Origin of the sequence: Polynucleobacter sp. SHI8 (assembly GCF_027944005.1) — a bacterium.
Taxonomy (GTDB): domain Bacteria; phylum Pseudomonadota; class Gammaproteobacteria; order Burkholderiales; family Burkholderiaceae; genus Polynucleobacter.
In genome coordinates, this window is the sequence record NZ_AP027204.1 from 1,903,323 (window position 1) to 1,919,527 (window position 16,205).

Below are 16,205 nucleotides of genomic sequence, written 5' to 3' on the forward strand. Positions count from 1 at the left end.
AATGTACGATGCTAAAGGACGTGCAGATCGTGATCTTGTTTTTAAAGAACACATGCATCTCGTGAAAAAATTAGCCCATCAACTCAAAGCAAAGCTTCCTTCTAATGTGGAAGTTGATGACTTGATTCAAGCCGGAATGATTGGTCTATTAGATGCTTTATCCAAATATGAAGAAACTGCTTTAGCTCAGTTTGAAACTTATGCGGTACAGCGTATACGTGGCGCAATGCTTGATCAACTCCGTGAAAGTGATTGGATGCCACGCGGTATTCGCAAAAACATGCGGAAAGTGGAAATGGTTCTTAATGAACTTCAACAAGAATTAGCTAGGCCTCCAACAGAAACAGAAGCTGCAAAAAAGATGCAACTCTCGTTAACCGAATATCAACAAATCTTAACTGATGGCGCGGGTCACCAACTCATTTATTTTGATGATTTTCATGATAGTGATGGGGATAGTGCAGACCACTTCTTAGATCGTTTTTATTCTGATACCTCCCAAGACCCACTCCAAGCTTTAATCAATGTGGGCTTTAGGGCCGCGGTGATTAAATCCATTGACAACTTACCAGAACGTGAAAAATTACTCATGGGTCTTTATTATGAACAAGAGCTCAATTTAAAAGAAATTGGGGCTGTAATGGGCATTACGGAATCACGAGTTTCACAATTACATAGCCAAGCCATCGCACGGATGCGTGGTATTTTGAGGGCCCAAAAGTGGACTGGGGTAGCTTAATTGGTTTGATGATTGCAATTATTGCAATCATCGCCAGTCATCTTCTAGAGGGTGGTTTAATCCAGTCACTCATCCAGCCAACTGCATTTTTGGTAACGATCGGTGGTACAGCGGGAGCCGTGATTCTTCAATTTGGTATGCCAAGGGTGATTCGTTCGATGCGTCTCATCAAAAGGGCTTTTACACCTGATCAAGATTTTTGCGATGATTTGTTAGCCTCAATTGATCTTTGGGCCAGTACCGCCAAAACAGAAGGACTTCATAAACTAGACAAGCACTTAGATGAAACTGCCGAGCCTTTTATGTCACGTGGACTTTTGCTACTTGCCGACTTTAAATCCAGATCGCAAATTTTAGAAATTCTAAAAATGGATATTATGAGTTATGAGCGAGCGAGCAAGCTAGCCATTAAAGTTTGGGAAGCAGCGGGCGGTTATGCGCCTACGATTGGCGTTTTAGGTGCTGTGATGGGGCTTATTCGTGTGATGAGTCATTTAAATGAGCCTGAATTATTGGGCAGTGGTATTGCAATTGCGTTCGTTTCAACTCTCTACGGTGTGGGCTTATCTAATTTGGTATTTTTACCGATAGCCAATAAATTAAAGTATTCATTACAACATGAAATCTTAAAGCGCGAAATGATTGCAGAAGCCCTCTATCAGATCACCCAAGGGGAACACCCTTCTATCATTAAAGAGCATATTAAGAGCCATTGGTATTCCGATGAAGAATAATCTACGAAGAAGATCAAATCCCATTGATGATGAGGATGATGATGCCAACCGTTGGCTTCTCCCTTATGCTGACTTCATCACACTCTTACTTGCCGTATTTGTTGTGATGTACTCTGTATCCAATGTGGAAGAGTCTAAATTTAAATCATTGTCTGAGTCTTTAAGTATTGCTTTAAATGTTAAAAATACTGAATCAAAAAATAATAATTTTATCTCTGATAAAACTAATTCCATGATTGAGCAGATTCATACAAGAGAATCTCAAATCTCCGAAATTAATACTACCTTACAAAATGATTTAGCGCCATTAATTGCTCAAAACAAAATTAAGATTATTAAGGTAAGAGACGGTATTAGTATCGTGATCAATGACAGCTTTTTGTTTAAATCAGGTCAGGCGCAAATTGATCCAAGCTTTGAGAAAGATCTTCTACAAATTTCCGATATCTTAAAAAAATACCCGAATCAAATTCAGGTAGAAGGTCATACCGATAATAATCGGATCAATACTGGTATGTACCCATCCAATTGGGAACTATCGTCAGCCAGGGCAAGTAGTGTCGTACGTGCATTTATTTCATATGGAGTACAAGAAAGCCAGCTGACTGCAATAGGTTATGCTGCAAATCAACCCATCGAATCAAACAATAGTGAAGAAGGACGCTATCGCAATCGAAGGGTCGCTATCAAGATCCTTGCTGGGATAAAAGAATCTCCATAATTTTTCTGTCAAGAGCTTCGATTTCAATTGGCTTTGCTATATAAGTATTCATCCCTTTTTCAATACACAAGCCTGCAAATTTTTCTCCAATATTCGCCGACATCGCAATAATAGGTATATTTTTATAGGGTCTATCCGAATTACGAATTTGCATGGTTGCTTCAATACCATTTAATTCAGGCATATTAATATCCATCAAAATAACATCAAAGGTTTCTTTCTCTAAGGCATCAAGTACCTCAATGCCATTTTTCACAGCACTTACTTGATGACCTAAAGTTTGCAGCATGATGGTAATAATTTCTACATTCACCAAATTATCATCAGCGATTAAGATATTGAAATTATTATCAAAAATCGATTTTTGACCTGATGAAAATTGGGTAATCAGCTTTTTAGGCAATCTATTTTGGTTCCTTTCTAACACTTTTTCTGCTTGAATAAGTAAATATTTTGGGTCTACTGGAATGAGGTGAGTATGTTGAACCCCTGCAGAAATAATGTGGAATCGATCAATACTTTTTGTGGAAGTATATAAATAGATGATTCTAGAGGACAGGTCTAAATTAAGCCATTGCTGAATATCATTAAAGAACATAGTGCCTGCAACATCACCCACCTTTGGATGTATATAAATTAAATCAGGAATAAGAGATTGACGCTTTTGCGCAAGGATATGTTTTTTAGTTGCCAAATAGTTATCAAACCCATAGGTAATTGCTCCACGTTTTTCCAATAGTTCTTTAAGTTGCAAGGTGCTTTCGTGATTTTGATTTCCTACAATAAGAATGTGCTTACCTGTTAAGGCGCTCAATTGAGCATGTTGGTCAACGGGATTATCCTGAATCTTCATCTGAATTTTAAAATAAAAATTACTACCCAATCCAGGAGTGCTTTCAAATTCAAGATTACCTCCCATTAATCTGATAATTTTCTGAGAAATATACAAGCCCAAACCACCCTCAGAGGCACTGATTAATTTATTTTTATTAACTCGACCAAATTTTTTGAATAATGTATTACGATCATCGCTGTTAAGTCCAACGCCACTATCGCTTACTTCAAATCGGATGAATGGCTTGAGCGGATCTTCTGAATTTTGTTCATGAGATATGGTTAACCTGACATATCCCTCATCTGTAAATTTAATGGCATTTCCTAGGAGATTAATTAATACCTGCCGTAATCGAAGCTCATCACCATAGAAAGTAACGCCATTCACACTTCTCGGCAAATCATAGCTAAAGTCTATTTTTTTAATATCCGCTAATGGGCCTAATCCATCCATAATTTGCTCTAATAATTCGTTAAAAATGAACGCATCATCCACAATTTTGATGTCATACGTTTCCATTCTTGAGGCTGTAAGAGTTTGGTCAACCATTAAATTCATTAAATATCCAGATTGCTTAATCGCACTCAAATAATGGTATTGCGAGGGATCTAGTTTGGACTTTAAAAGTAGATTTGCCATACCTAAAACTCCATTCAATGGAGTCCTTAGTTCATGTGCTAATGTATCAAAGAAATGACTCTTTTCAATTTGATTTTTCCGATAGTTGATTTCCTGACTTGCTTGATGTTGAATTTTGATTCCTCTAACAATCAAAAAAGCTAGTAAACTGAAAAATGTTATTCCAAGAAAGAATACAAAAAATGAAATTTTTAATTGGTGGATGATAAAAATACTGCTGTTCCGAATAGCAACATTTGCATTATTAAAGCGAAACGCTGAATGAATATGTCTTATTAATTTTTTACCAAGCTCCCCCTGAAAAAAAGAAGGATCGGACTGATTGCTTTGCGAAATAGGGGTCTTATCTTCAAATGTAATTTGATTAATAAAATAACTTTCTTTATCTGACATTTCCTTAAAGCCAAATACATCAGTTGATTTGTTGTGACGCTCATCAGTCAAAAATAATTGGTTGAAATCTACAATATTGACTAAAACTCCATCCAAACTTGAAGTCTTATCATCTTTGTATGCGGCTAAGAACATGATAAGCATTGGCTTTGATTCTGCAGCTTCATTTGAAATGTTTATTGAATCTAAGTAGGTAATGCCTTGTTTGTTGTCAATGTGTTTAATCTTCTCCTTCATTATTTTTTTAATCGAAGATTCAATTTGTAAATGCTGATGAGATGAATATTGTGTTGCTTCAAATATTTTGTCGATGACGACTACATCCGTATTTTTTTTGAGTGCAAAGGATGGTACCCAATACAAACCAAGTTGCTCTTTTTTTACCTGATCGAGCAGATGATATTTCATTATATTTTTTACTTCTTGTATCCCAGAAATGATTTTTATTCTAGATAAGTAAATTAATTGGCTATTCTGAAGAATTAACCTTTCTTGAACTATATTCGCCTTTATATCGACAACATATTGAGCCGTGACACTAATGCGGTTTGATAGTGTTTTAAATACAGTAAACGCGATCAAACCTGAAATTAAAATGCCGGAAAAAAGAACGGAATATATCGCTCGGCGAAAAGATTTATTATAAGAATCACTTTCCGAGGGCATATGCAGTGTGGACTTTGAAAATGTAGTATATTAATTATGTAATCATTTAACTAATTATATTACTCCATTATTCTTACATGAATCACATAAATTTAGGACAATTTGACAAATTATGTGGTTTTATGAATAAAGATCAATTATCAGACTTACTCCAAAAATTTTTCGATCCCATCACCTCAGGGAAAAATGCACTTTTGGTTGCATTTACAAATCGAGATATTGAGGGCATTCAAAAAAATGCCCATTTTATTAAAGGATCTTCCTCTTTCTTAGGTATGCAAAGCATCTATGATGCTTGTCAACATATCAATGAAACTTTACAAAGTAAAGAATCTCCCGATTTAATTCAACTCGCCAATCATTTCGAAAACGCTTGGATTGCCTCTCAGCAAGAAGTTGAAGAATATATCAAGAAGTAAATGCCGGAAAAATAGTATTGCGGCACTCGCCAAAACCTATACGAACGGCGTCCTCGGTTTGACAATACGCTCTCAAAATAACTGTATCGCCATCTTCCAAAAAGGTTCTTTTTTCACCGTGATTGAATTCAATTGGCTTTTTTCCACCTTGAGATAACTCTAATAAGGATCCGGCTTGCTCAGGCTTTTCACCAGATAAAGTACCAGTCCCCAGCAAATCCCCAGCACTTAAATTACAGCCATTACTGGTGTGGTGCGTAATTAATTGTGCGATGGTCCAATAAGCAGCTTCGGAAAACTCTGAATTGGCAATTTTCTGGGGCGGGATGTTTTCCTTTACCATCTGTTGAGTCAATAATTCAACTTCTAAAAATATTTGAATGGCGCCCTGCTGACGATTACCCTGTGACTCTAAGTAGGGTAATGGTTGAGGATCTGTTTCGCTCCTTGTCCAAGATTTTCTAAAAGGCGCTAAAGCCTGACGCGTCACAAGCCATGGAGAAATACTTGTGGCAAAGTTTTTTGCAAGAAATGGTCCTAGGGGTGCTGCCTCCCATGCTTGAATATCTCGAGCAGACCAGTCATTTAACAGGCACATACCAAAAAAGTGTTCCTCAGCATCATCCATGGAGATCGGACGACCTTGTGGGTTTGGTTGGCCAATAAATACACCTAACTCTAATTCGTAATCCAACTTCCTAGATGCCTGAAAATAAGGTGGCTTGCCCTCACTTGCACGAGTTTGCCCTATCGGTCTAACGACTCCTTTGCCAGATGGAATAATCGATGATGAACGGCCATGATAACCAACGGGTATCCATTGGTAATTTGGCGCTAAAGGTTGATCAGGGCGCAACATCAAACCTACGTTTCTTGCATGATTGATGCCTGAATAAAAGTCAGTAAAGTCAGGCACCTGGCAAGGTATCATCATTTCAACAGCACTTTGCGCAATTAAGCACGACTCTAGTTGCGATTGAAGCCCACTATTTTTTTGGAGCAATTCAATAAAAAAACTTCGGCATCCCTCTTGTATGAAATCAGGTAATGCCATCATGGCATTCAAGTGAGCTGCATCAAATGCTATGAAGGCTTCCTTTAAATGAGGTGGTATTGAAATTTTCTCTGTAAGGCCAGTCAGTGGCAAAATTTGATCACCAATCGCAACTCCAATCAGGGACTTATTAGAAGAGTCTTCTAGAATACGAAAACATCCATAGGGTAAGTTTTCAATGGGAAAATCACAGCCCTCTACATTTGCACTCAGAACCCAACTTCCATTTGTTTTTTTTGGCATTTTTTGTCTCTTGTATTTGTTATTAATTGATTAGGTTTAAATTGGAAGTTTGAAATTTCAAATAATCTCAATCATTCAATCTTCTTAAGTTTAATTATCCTGCTTTTCTGACCAAATAATACCGCGCTCATAAAGCTGCGCAATCTGCTCTGCTGAAAGACCAATATCTCGCAACACCTGCTCATTATCTTGCCCAATGTGTGGTGCTGATCGTTGAATTTTCCCCGGTGCTCTTGATAATTTTGGCACGATTCCAGGCACTAATAACTCACTACCATCATCAACAGTTTGCGTGACAATCATCTCCCTTGCCAAAAAATGAGGATCTTGAGCAATATCCGCGGCAGTGTAAATTTTTCCAGCAGGTACCTTGGCTTTATCTAATACTTCTAAAACTTCAGCCACTTGATGTAACTGAGTCCACTGACCAATGATTTCATCAATCAACTTGATATGCTTCACGCGACCAGTATTGTCAGCATATTCAGGATTATTTGCCATTTCTGGATGATCAATGGCATTCATGAGCCGCTTGAAAATACTGTCGCCATTACCTGCAATGAGAACATATCCCCCGTCTTTACAAATATAGGCATTGGACGGTGCTATTCCGGGTAATGCACTTCCAGCTGCTTGACGAACTTCACCAAATGCACTGTATTCGGGTAAGAGGCTTTCCATGCAATTAAATACTGCCTCATATAAACCAACATCAATAATTTGTCCGAGCCCGCTTTGATGGCGTTCATGCAATGCCATCAAAATACCAATCACACCATGTAATGCGGCTAAAGTATCGCCAATACTGACGCCAACCCGAACAGGTACGCGTCCAGGCTCTGCAGTCAAATGACGCAGTCCACCCATCGCCTCTGCAACAACCCCAAATCCTGGTCGATCACGATAAGGCCCCGTTTGTCCATATCCACTAATTCGAAGAATGATTAATCTTGGATTGATTTTTAATAAATCCTGGGGATCAAGCCCCCACTCTTCAAGTGTGCCTGGTCGAAAATTTTCAATCATGACATCACACTCAGCCACCAAAGATCGAATAATTTCCTGAGCCTGTTCACTCTTTAAATCTAATGAAATAGATTTTTTATTCCGCGACTGAACTTGCCACCAGACTGAGGTGCCGTTTTTTAGTAGGCGCCATTTTCGTAAAGCATCGCCAGTTACAGGAGTTTCCACTTTGATGACCTCTGCACCAAAATCACCTAATGTTTTACCAGCAAATGGACCGGCAATCAGTTGTCCCATCTCTAAGACTTTGATCCCTTTCAAACAACTCACAAGAACTCCTTCAATAATTAATATACCCGTACTGATTATGTAATAATAATTTACTTTTTCTTCAGTTCAATGGATGGGCATAAAAATGATCATGAAACAATTATTAAGATCCACATTAGTAACTTTTGTTCTATTTTTATGCAATCTAAATCAAGCCTTTGCATACCCTGATCGCCCTATTACTTTAGTGGTTCCTAATCCTCCTGGTGGAGTTGTCGACACCTCGGCCAGATTAGTTAGTGATCCTTTAAGCAATATCTTGAAGCAAACTGTTATTGTTGAAAATAAAGGTGGTGCAAGTGGCAATATCGCCTATCAACAAGTAGCAAAGGGCGCAAAAGATGGGTACTCGATTTTAGTGTCCTATTCTGGTTACCATATCGCCAATCCAATTTTGCAAGACAAACTTCCTTGGACTTTAAATGACTTAACCCCGATTGGATTAATTACAGTTGCGACAAATGTCATTACTGTTCACCCTTCTATCCCAGTCAATAATCTCAAAGAACTCATCGCATATGCCAAAGCCAACCCCGGTAAACTCAATTATGCTTCACAGGGCAATGGCTCCGTCTCTCATATCGGTACCGAAATCTTTAAACAACAAACTGGGGTAGATATGGTCCATGTCCCTTACAAGGGTTCTGGCGCTGCGATCCAAGATGTTTTAGCGGGTCAAGTTCAAGTCTTCATCACAACTCCACCTTCCGTTATTGGCCATATTCAAACCGGCAAACTCAAAGCGCTTGCGGTCACTGGTAAATCTCGTCACCCTCTCATGCCAACTGTTCCAACAGTTGCCGAAGCTGGACTTCCTGGATTTTCTCTTGAGTCTTGGGTGGCCTTATATGTTGCTGCGGGTACTCCTCCAGCAATTATTGATAAGTTAAGCAGTAGCGTAAAAGCTGGTCTAGAGGTCCCAGAGGTCAAGCAAAGAGCGGATGCTGCAGGTGTGGAATTACGCTATCTTCCTCCAGCAGAGATGACTAAGCTCCTCAATCAAGAGATTAGCTCGTGGTCAAAAGCCATTAAATCGGCCAATATCAAACTGGATTAATGCATTTTCGTAAATAGCTTGGTTTACTCGACTTCTAAAACCCATAAGGTGGTGACTTCTTTTGCGCGAGCAAAATAAAGAGGGTCACTATCATCTCGAGTTTTTGGATGATTTGCCTTGATCTGCATTTGATGTACTATTTTTAATCCTGCCTTGGCAATCCAATCAAGTAATTCTTGTCGTGTTCGTAATCCCAAATGCTCTGCCAGATCAGAAATAATTAGCCATGCCTGTCCTTGGGCATTTAAATGGGATGTTAATCCACTTAAAAACTCTTTTAAAAATTGAGAGTTCGGGTCGTAAATAGCATGTTCAATATGCGATGTGGGAGTCGCAGGAAGCCATGGCGGGTTACAAACAATCAAATCGGCTCGTCCCACAGGAAACAAATTAGTTTCATGTATCTCAATTTTTTCTTGGAGCCCTAGAGTATGGATGTTTTCTTGTGCGCAAGCAATTGCTCTTGGATCTAGGTCTGTGCCAATGATTTTTGGGATGCCTCGCTGAGCCAACAAAATCGACAAGATACCAGTTCCTATCCCAATATCAAATGCCACTTGACACTCTTTTGCTAAAGGTGCTTTTTTAACTGAATCAAGATACTCACCACGAAGGGGAGAATACACTCCGAAATGAGGAGTAATGTGCTGCTCTAACGCCGGAATAAAAACTTTTTTCTTACGCCATTCATGTGCGCTAACGATTGCTAATAATTGTTTCAAGGGCATCACGATACCCTCATTAATCGTTCCTATAACTTCTAAACAAGCTTGCGCCACATCTTGTCCCCGACGCAGCTCAATCACAAATTCTTTTGATAATGCAATCAAAACACTTCCCATTACTTGAGCCTTCAAGCCTTGCTGTTGACGATGAGCGGCAAAAATTTCGGCGGGATCCTCTAACTTTTTTTGAGATCCCACTCGTGGTGGTTTATCTAATCGGCGTGCTATGGCACGAAGTAACTCTCTACCATTTTGATAATCACCACTCCAAAGAAGGCCCTTACCTTGCTTTGCAAGTTCGATCGCTTTATTTGCTGGCAAAGTGTCATCAATCACTATGATTTCTTTGGGGGGCGCTAAGTCTGCCTCAGAATACCAAAGACTTTGTAAGTGAACACCATGGTGTTCCCAATGGATATGTGGGTACGAAGTTGTCATTCAGCCTTTCTAGCTTCAATCAATAATTGGAAGGCATTTGAAATAAGAGCGAACTCTTCATAAAAATAGAGGTAATTCATTAGGGTATCTACTGCCCTTAGTGTATTTGATTTTTAAATTATGATAGATTAAATCAAAATAATGAGTTGGAGACAATATGAATCAATCTTGCTATGCCATGATTGTGACGAAACTTGGCGGTCCTGATGTGATGGCTTATGCCACTATGGATATGCCAGTTCCTAAAGATTATGAAGCACTGATTGAGCAAACCGCTATTGGTGTTAATTTTGTTGATATTTATTTACGAGCAGGTCAGTCTCATGCCCACAATCCTGAACCACCCTTTATCACTGGAGTGCATGGTGTTGGGATTGTCCTAGCAATTGGAAAAGATGTGACTGAAGTAAAAGTAGGTGATCGTGTAACGTTCACCAATGCCGGTGTTGGAACCTACTGCTCGCATGTCGCAGTTGCATCAGATCGATTAGTTATGGTACCCCCAAAAGTTTCTGATGAGCGTTGCGCCGCAGGATTTGTGCGCGTAATGACAGCGCAATACTTATTAAAACAAATGCGCCCTCTTCTCTCTGGAGATAAAGTCTTAATCCATGCAGCAGCTGGAGGAACGGGGCAAGTTTTAGTGCAATGGGCTAAAAGACTCGGTCTTGAAGTTTTTGCTACTGCAGGTACAGATGAAAAGATTGCCTTTGTAAAATCATTAGGTGCTGATTACGCCATCAATTATAAGACGCAAGATTTTGTGGCTGAAGTGAATCGAATGACGAGTGGCAAAGGTGTTAAGGTGGTTTTTGAGTCAGTAGGCAAAGATACGTTTATGGGGTCTTTGGAATGTCTTGAGCCAAAGGGCCTTGCGATTAACTTTGGAACTGCTTCTGGACAAGTGGAAAATTTTGCATTGCAAACCCTTCATGCCAAGTCGCTTTGGATCTGTCGGCCAACTCTGCGAACTTATATCGCAGACAAAAATGATCTGCAATCCATGGCAAAAGAAGCCTTCGAAATTTTAGAGGACCCTTCTTTTAGGCTTGATATTGAAGATGTACTTCCTTTAAAAGAAGCGGTAAAAGCCCACACGATGATTGAGAGTCGAAGTACCAAAGGCGCAATTGTTTTGATTCCATAAATCATGATCCACCTATCAATACCTATTAGCTCAATCTCAGAAACGCTATTCTTTTATGGCGAAATATTAGGTTGTCCCGCCTCTCGTATTGCCAAGGATCGGATTGATTTTGATTTTTTCGAACATCATTTAGTCGCCCAATTATCGCCTGAAGAAGCGGCACATCAAAGTGTCTATATCGGCACTCTACCAAATCGCTACCCTCTGAGACATTTTGGGATTGTGGTGAACTTGGAAAAATATCAAACGATCTTGCAGCGAATTCAAGAACATCAGATTGAATTCGCAATGCCTCCACAAACGATTTTTCAAGGAACTGCCAGAGAGCAAGATGTTTTTCTTGTTTTTGATCCTTCTGGCAATGCCATCGAAATTAAAGGTATTCATCAACAACAATCTGTATTTGCAAAAGAGTGAGGGGGAATCTATGCTTCAACCAATAATTAGTTCTAAAAGATCTTTGTTCAAAATGGTTCTGTATCTTGCCTTATCTGGACTACCCCTACTGTCATTTGCCCAATATCCAGAAAAACCAATTCGAATGATTGTTGGCTATTCTCCAGGTGGGGCTGCAGATAATTTGATTCGACCACTAGCAGATCGTTTAACCAGAATACTAGGACAATCCATCGTGATGGAGTATCACCCAGGTGCAGGTGGTGCCATTGCTGCGGATATTTTAGCGAAGGCTCCTGCTGATGGATATACGCTTCACATTACTGATTCAGGTCCGATGACTATCGTACCCAAGATGAAAAAAACCGCTTATAACCCCTTAACAGACTTTAGTCCTTTGGCGATGGTTGGTTCAGGTGGGGTGATATTGGTTACTCCAGCAAATTCACCAGCAACTAATGTTAAAAAACTAATTGAACTGATGAAAGACAAACCAGGTACTTGGAGTTATGGCACATCAGGTATCGGCGGTGTTGGTCATCTTGCCGCTGAGCAATTTCAAATTGTTACAAATACGAAGTTGACTCATGTTCCTTATAAAGGAGGTGCCCCTGCGATTGTTGAACTCATCGGCGGTCATGTGCCACTCTTGTTTTCCTCACTTGGCGCAGCATCTGCACATATTCAAGCTGGGCGAATCAAAGCTTTAGCGGTGACTTCGCCTAAGCGCAGTTCCATGTTCCCAGATGTCCCAACTTTAGCTGAGTCAGGTTACCCGAATTTTGATGCCAGTATTTGGTTTGGAGTAGTTGGACCAGCCAAACTTCCCCAATCTGTACTAGATAAGTTAGTGCCCGCATTCAATACAGCACTTCAAGAACAGTCTGTACAAGATGCCATTCGTAAAGAAGGGTATGACTTAATTTCGATGACCCCAGCTCAAATGCAAAAGCAAATTGCTCAAGATTTAGATAGCTGGGGCAAAGTCATTAAGTCTGCCAATATCAACTACGAATAATTATTGATTCTGTAACGCCTGCCAAATTTTTGCAGGCGTATAAGGCATGTCCATTTCAGTGATACCTCTTGGACGCAGTGCATTAATGACTGCATTCGATAAAGTTGGTAAAGATCCGGAACATCCTGACTCACCCACACCCTTTGAACCAAGAATATTGTTTTTAGTAGGTACTTCAATTTTTTCTGTTTGAATATTCATCAAGCAACCCACCTTAGGCATGGCATAGTCCATAAATGAACCTGTCAATAACTGCCCAGATGCATCATAAATGGCTTGTTCGTAAAATGCCTGGCCGATTCCTTGCACAATTCCTCCATGGATCTGTCCCTGAACTAAGACAGGAGAAATCGCCACTCCAACATCATCTACGGCGGTATATTGAATAATTTCGGTAACGCCAGTATCAGGGTCAATTTCTACTTCTGCAATGTGACATCCATTCGGATAGGTCGCACCTGATGAAGCCTCGCCAGTCAGGTTCAAAGGATGGGGTTGGCCTTGAGTAAAGGTTTTTTGTACGAGTTGCGAAATAGTACAGGATTGATTACTTCCAGTATGTTTCCAAACACCATGACTAAACTCCAATTGACTTTCCTCTGTATTGAGTACTTGTGCCGCAAGTGGCTTACTCTTTTCAAGAATTTGCTCACATAAATTCATCACCGCACTTCCTGCACCATATAAAGTTCTTGAACCACCTGTACCACTACCAATCATCATTTTGTCAGACTGCCCGGCAACAAATTCAACATGATCATTGGCTAGGCCAATTTTTTCATGGACAATTTGCGAGAAAGATGTTTCATGTCCTTGACCTGAAGCTCCAGTTACAGCAAAAATACGTAATTTACCGTCTTCGGTAAATTGACCAATCACTTGGTCTTTAGGGGCAGTTCCAGCACCAGATGCTTCTAAGAAATAAGCTAATCCAATACCTCTTAATTTATTATTTTTTAAGGACTTTTGGCGGCGCTGCTCAAAGTTTTTGTAGTCACTCATCTCTAATGCGCGATTGAGTAAGCGATCAAACTCTCCACAGTCGTACACCGAGCCAATGTGATTGTCATACGGAAATTGGTTCGGTTGAATAAAGTTCTTACGGCGCAGTTCAATAGGATCAAACCCATGTTCATACGCAGCATGATCAATCAGTCTTTCTATCGCATAAGCAATATCTGGACGTCCTGCTCCACGGTATGCTGATACAGGAACTGTGTTCGTGAAATACAATTCGGAAGACATGGACAATGCAGGTATGTCATATACCCCATTCATCGTAATGGATACATTACGCGCCCCAATGAATGATCCAAAATAACAGGTATACGCGCCAAGGTCAGCTGTATTCTCAAATCGTAATCCCAAGATTTTTCCATGAGAGTCTAGCGCTATAAAACCATTGAGCTCTAGTCCACGACCATGCCAATCGGATAAAAATATTTCTGAACGTGTACCCATCCATTTCACAGGCTTACCGATCAACTTAGATCCAAGCATCACTAAAGCACTCTCACTAAATGCTCCGCTTCGAACTCCAAAAGATCCACCGACATCCTGAGTTTGTAAATCAATTTGTGCTTTAGGTATTCCAGTGACGTGCTCTAATGCCCCTAGCATTCCCAACATCCCCTGATTGGGCGAATGCATAATGTATGTGTCACTACTTGCATCGTATTTAGCAAGAACTGCACGCAACTCCATGGGGGAGCCAATTAAACGCTGACTTTTCACACCCATAGAACTCACAAATGTAGCCTGCTCAAAGGCTTTTTCTGTAGCCGCTTGATCACCACGAATATAGTGAATCGATAAATTACCATTTGCTTGCGCATGTAATTGCGGAGCACCGACGGCTCGAGCAGAGTCATAATCTGTAACTGCCTCAAGAGCCTCGATATCCATTTGGACAAGTTCAGCTGCGTGTTTGGCATTCTCATACGTATCTGCAATGACCATGGCTATAGGCTGACCAACAAAGCGGACTCGATCAATCGCAAGTACTGGCATTGGTGCAAGTATTTGATTCTGCCCATCAAGGTTTTGCATTGTTGCGCCTGTAGGCAAGGTTTTCATGCCAGCAGCTGCAATATCTTCTGCAGTAATCACCCGAATGACGCCTGGTGCAGATAATACTTCTTGATAGTTGATCGACTTAATCAGTCCATGCGCATACGGTGAACGAATCACATACCCATAGCACATTCCATCATAAGACCAATCGGCAGTAAATTTGCCATGGCCGGTAATGAGTCTTAAATCTTCTTTACGGAGTAAGTCCTGTGGCGCATTCATACATGTGTCTCCTGCATCTTTTTCGCAGCTGATTTGACAGCTTTAACGATATTGACGTAACCGGTACAACGGCAAATATTACCAGCTAAACCTTCTTTAATTTGTTCATCGGTAGGATTGGGATGACTTTGTAGTAAATAAACTGTACTCATAATCATGCCCGGAGTACAGTATCCACATTGCAAGCCATGCTCTTCTGAGAAAGCCTCTTGCACAGGATGCAAATGATCCTTTGCTAAACCTTCAATCGTTTGGATAGAGGCTCCTTCAGCTTGTCTGGCCAAAATAGTACAAGACTTCACAGCAACTTGATCCATCAAAACTGTACAGCAACCACATTGGGTGGTATCACAACCACTATGCGTGCCTGTCAGTTGTAATTGATCACGAATGACATCAATTAGAAGCGTATTGTCCTTGATTGACAAATCTTGGGTTTGACCATTAACGGTGATTTGCATATAAAACCTTTAATTATTTTGAATGTGTTGAGCAGCTTTTTTAAATAAAACCTGAGCCATATTGACACGGTATTCACTTGGGGCATGTAAATCGCTAATTAAATCATCGCGTTGTAAGTCAGGTTTGAATTGGCCGCTTAAGAATGCTTGTTCTGCCTCAGTCCAACGAAATACTCCAGCACCCACACCAGTGACTGCAACCCGAATTTCTTGGTTTGGAAATACAGCAATAAATACACCGGCTAGTGCATAACCTGATGCTGATTGTTTGCATTTGGCATAAGCACTCTTGAGCGGCTTTGCCAACTGAATCTCCGTTATCACTTCGCCTTCCTCTAATGCTGTGGAATAAAAGCCTGTAAAAAAGTCATCCGCCGCAATTTCGCGTCGGTCTGTAATCATTTTCGCCTTGAGCGCTAAAGCACCTGCTGGATAATCAGCGGCAGGATCATTATTTGCTAGGGATCCGCCAATCGTTCCTCTAGCTCTTACTTGTGGATCACCAATTTGACTGGCTAAATAGGCCAAGCCTGGAATTGATCTTTGCACAATATCACTTGCAGCAACGTCCTTGTGCTTTGTTGTAGGACCAATACTTAAGAATTCATGGTTATCTTTTATTCCTTGCAAATCAGGAATCCGGCTGAGGTCAATTAAGTGATCCGGCTGAATAAGGCCATGTTTCATGGAAGGCAATAAAGTCATTCCGCCAGAAAGAAATTTGGCATTTTCATGCTGTGAAAAAATTTCTTTGGCATTGGTCGCACGATTGGCACTATGGTATTGAAATGTATTCATGATGTCTCTCTTTTATATACATTCATAATAAATCAAAAATGTAAATATTCAATTATTTAACAGCAAATCAAAACACTTCAATTTTATCTAAAGTTCAATATTTATGGGCTGGGGCATAATAATGCCTTGTC

15 protein-coding genes are annotated in these 16,205 nt (G+C 40.1%); 8 read left to right on the plus strand and 7 right to left on the minus strand.

Annotation, left to right across the window (positions count from 1 at the left end):
* The first annotated feature begins 1 nt into the window (after position 1).
* From QMN06_RS09565 to QMN06_RS09575, 3 genes are read left to right on the plus strand one after another with little or no spacing between them, the layout of a single operon-like run.
* The gene (locus tag QMN06_RS09565; protein WP_281969897.1) at positions 2 to 739 is read left to right on the plus strand and encodes an RNA polymerase sigma factor FliA; all 738 of its coding nucleotides are present in this window, start codon (positions 2 to 4) and stop codon (positions 737 to 739) included.
* Positions 721 to 1,473 (plus strand): flagellar motor protein, encoded by a 753-nt coding sequence (locus QMN06_RS09570; RefSeq protein WP_281969898.1) that lies wholly within the window; start codon positions 721 to 723, stop codon positions 1,471 to 1,473. Before QMN06_RS09565 ends, QMN06_RS09570 begins: the two co-directional genes overlap by 19 nt.
* Positions 1,463 to 2,194 (plus strand): OmpA family protein, encoded by a 732-nt coding sequence (locus QMN06_RS09575; RefSeq protein ID WP_281969899.1) that lies wholly within the window; start codon positions 1,463 to 1,465, stop codon positions 2,192 to 2,194. The genes QMN06_RS09570 and QMN06_RS09575 overlap by 11 nt, the downstream gene beginning before the upstream one ends.
* Here QMN06_RS09575 and QMN06_RS09580 read toward each other — a convergent pair.
* Complete coding sequence (locus QMN06_RS09580; protein WP_281969900.1) at positions 2,160 to 4,727, minus strand: response regulator; 2,568 nt, start codon at positions 4,725 to 4,727, stop codon at positions 2,160 to 2,162. The two genes, QMN06_RS09575 and QMN06_RS09580, sit on opposite strands and share 35 nt — an antisense overlap.
* Before the next feature lie 122 nt (positions 4,728 to 4,849).
* On the opposite strand from QMN06_RS09580, the gene QMN06_RS09585 reads away from it, so the two are divergent.
* Positions 4,850 to 5,146 (plus strand): Hpt domain-containing protein, encoded by a 297-nt coding sequence (locus tag QMN06_RS09585; RefSeq protein ID WP_281969901.1) that lies wholly within the window; start codon positions 4,850 to 4,852, stop codon positions 5,144 to 5,146.
* On the opposite strand, the gene fahA is transcribed toward QMN06_RS09585, so the two are convergent.
* Both fahA and QMN06_RS09595 read right to left on the minus strand, forming a co-directional pair.
* Entirely contained in the window at positions 5,136 to 6,443 is a 1,308-nt protein-coding gene (fahA, locus tag QMN06_RS09590) for a fumarylacetoacetase (RefSeq protein WP_281969902.1), read from the minus strand. The two genes, QMN06_RS09585 and fahA, sit on opposite strands and share 11 nt — an antisense overlap.
* A gap of 90 nt (positions 6,444 to 6,533) precedes the next feature.
* The gene (locus QMN06_RS09595) at positions 6,534 to 7,739 is read right to left on the minus strand and encodes a CaiB/BaiF CoA-transferase family protein (RefSeq protein ID WP_281969903.1); all 1,206 of its coding nucleotides are present in this window, start codon (positions 7,737 to 7,739) and stop codon (positions 6,534 to 6,536) included.
* Between the two features lie 91 nt (positions 7,740 to 7,830).
* On the opposite strand from QMN06_RS09595, the gene QMN06_RS09600 reads away from it, so the two are divergent.
* Entirely contained in the window at positions 7,831 to 8,796 is a 966-nt protein-coding gene (locus tag QMN06_RS09600; RefSeq protein WP_281971763.1) for a tripartite tricarboxylate transporter substrate binding protein, read from the plus strand.
* A gap of 23 nt (positions 8,797 to 8,819) precedes the next feature.
* Here QMN06_RS09600 and QMN06_RS09605 read toward each other — a convergent pair whose 3' ends face one another.
* Complete coding sequence (locus QMN06_RS09605) at positions 8,820 to 9,959, minus strand: class I SAM-dependent methyltransferase (protein ID WP_281969904.1); 1,140 nt, start codon at positions 9,957 to 9,959, stop codon at positions 8,820 to 8,822.
* A 157-nt stretch (positions 9,960 to 10,116) separates the two neighbouring features.
* Here QMN06_RS09605 and QMN06_RS09610 point away from each other — a divergent pair, with 157 nt between their 5' ends.
* The 3 genes from QMN06_RS09610 to QMN06_RS09620 are packed head-to-tail and all read left to right on the plus strand — an operon-like array spanning position 10,117 to position 12,520.
* Positions 10,117 to 11,106, plus strand: a complete 990-nt coding sequence (locus QMN06_RS09610; protein WP_281969905.1) for a quinone oxidoreductase — start codon at positions 10,117 to 10,119, stop codon at positions 11,104 to 11,106.
* Positions 11,107 to 11,109: 3 nt separating this feature from the next.
* Entirely contained in the window at positions 11,110 to 11,523 is a 414-nt protein-coding gene (locus QMN06_RS09615) for a VOC family protein (RefSeq protein WP_281969906.1), read from the plus strand.
* Positions 11,524 to 11,533: 10 nt separating this feature from the next.
* The gene (locus QMN06_RS09620; RefSeq protein ID WP_281969907.1) at positions 11,534 to 12,520 is read left to right on the plus strand and encodes a tripartite tricarboxylate transporter substrate binding protein; all 987 of its coding nucleotides are present in this window, start codon (positions 11,534 to 11,536) and stop codon (positions 12,518 to 12,520) included.
* Here QMN06_RS09620 and QMN06_RS09625 read toward each other — a convergent pair whose 3' ends face one another.
* From QMN06_RS09625 to QMN06_RS09635, 3 genes are read right to left on the minus strand one after another with little or no spacing between them, the layout of a single operon-like run.
* Positions 12,521 to 14,815, minus strand: coding sequence for a xanthine dehydrogenase family protein molybdopterin-binding subunit (locus tag QMN06_RS09625; protein WP_281969908.1), 2,295 nt, complete (start codon positions 14,813 to 14,815; stop codon positions 12,521 to 12,523).
* The gene (locus tag QMN06_RS09630; protein WP_281969909.1) at positions 14,812 to 15,276 is read right to left on the minus strand and encodes a (2Fe-2S)-binding protein; all 465 of its coding nucleotides are present in this window, start codon (positions 15,274 to 15,276) and stop codon (positions 14,812 to 14,814) included. The genes QMN06_RS09625 and QMN06_RS09630 overlap by 4 nt, the downstream gene beginning before the upstream one ends.
* A gap of 9 nt (positions 15,277 to 15,285) precedes the next feature.
* Positions 15,286 to 16,074 (minus strand): xanthine dehydrogenase family protein subunit M, encoded by a 789-nt coding sequence (locus tag QMN06_RS09635; RefSeq protein WP_281969910.1) that lies wholly within the window; start codon positions 16,072 to 16,074, stop codon positions 15,286 to 15,288.
* Positions 16,075 to 16,205 lie beyond the last annotated feature (131 nt).

Excerpts from the sequence above, each read along its gene's own strand:
- QMN06_RS09565 (WP_281969897.1), top strand. The coding sequence starts at position 2 with ATGTACGATGCTAAAGGACGTGCAGATCGTGATCTTGTTTTTAAAGAA.
- QMN06_RS09575 (WP_281969899.1), top strand. The coding sequence starts at position 1,463 with ATGAAGAATAATCTACGAAGAAGATCAAATCCCATTGATGATGAGGAT.
- QMN06_RS09580 (WP_281969900.1), bottom strand. The coding sequence starts at position 4,727 with ATGCCCTCGGAAAGTGATTCTTATAATAAATCTTTTCGCCGAGCGATA.
- QMN06_RS09585 (WP_281969901.1), top strand. The coding sequence starts at position 4,850 with ATGAATAAAGATCAATTATCAGACTTACTCCAAAAATTTTTCGATCCC.
- fahA (WP_281969902.1), bottom strand. The coding sequence starts at position 6,443 with ATGCCAAAAAAAACAAATGGAAGTTGGGTTCTGAGTGCAAATGTAGAG.
- QMN06_RS09600 (WP_281971763.1), top strand. The coding sequence starts at position 7,831 with ATGAAACAATTATTAAGATCCACATTAGTAACTTTTGTTCTATTTTTA.
- QMN06_RS09605 (WP_281969904.1), bottom strand. The coding sequence starts at position 9,959 with ATGACAACTTCGTACCCACATATCCATTGGGAACACCATGGTGTTCAC.
- QMN06_RS09610 (WP_281969905.1), top strand. The coding sequence starts at position 10,117 with ATGAATCAATCTTGCTATGCCATGATTGTGACGAAACTTGGCGGTCCT.
- QMN06_RS09615 (WP_281969906.1), top strand. The coding sequence starts at position 11,110 with ATGATCCACCTATCAATACCTATTAGCTCAATCTCAGAAACGCTATTC.
- QMN06_RS09620 (WP_281969907.1), top strand. The coding sequence starts at position 11,534 with ATGCTTCAACCAATAATTAGTTCTAAAAGATCTTTGTTCAAAATGGTT.
- QMN06_RS09625 (WP_281969908.1), bottom strand. The coding sequence starts at position 14,815 with ATGAATGCGCCACAGGACTTACTCCGTAAAGAAGATTTAAGACTCATT.
- QMN06_RS09630 (WP_281969909.1), bottom strand. The coding sequence starts at position 15,276 with ATGCAAATCACCGTTAATGGTCAAACCCAAGATTTGTCAATCAAGGAC.
- QMN06_RS09635 (WP_281969910.1), bottom strand. The coding sequence starts at position 16,074 with ATGAATACATTTCAATACCATAGTGCCAATCGTGCGACCAATGCCAAA.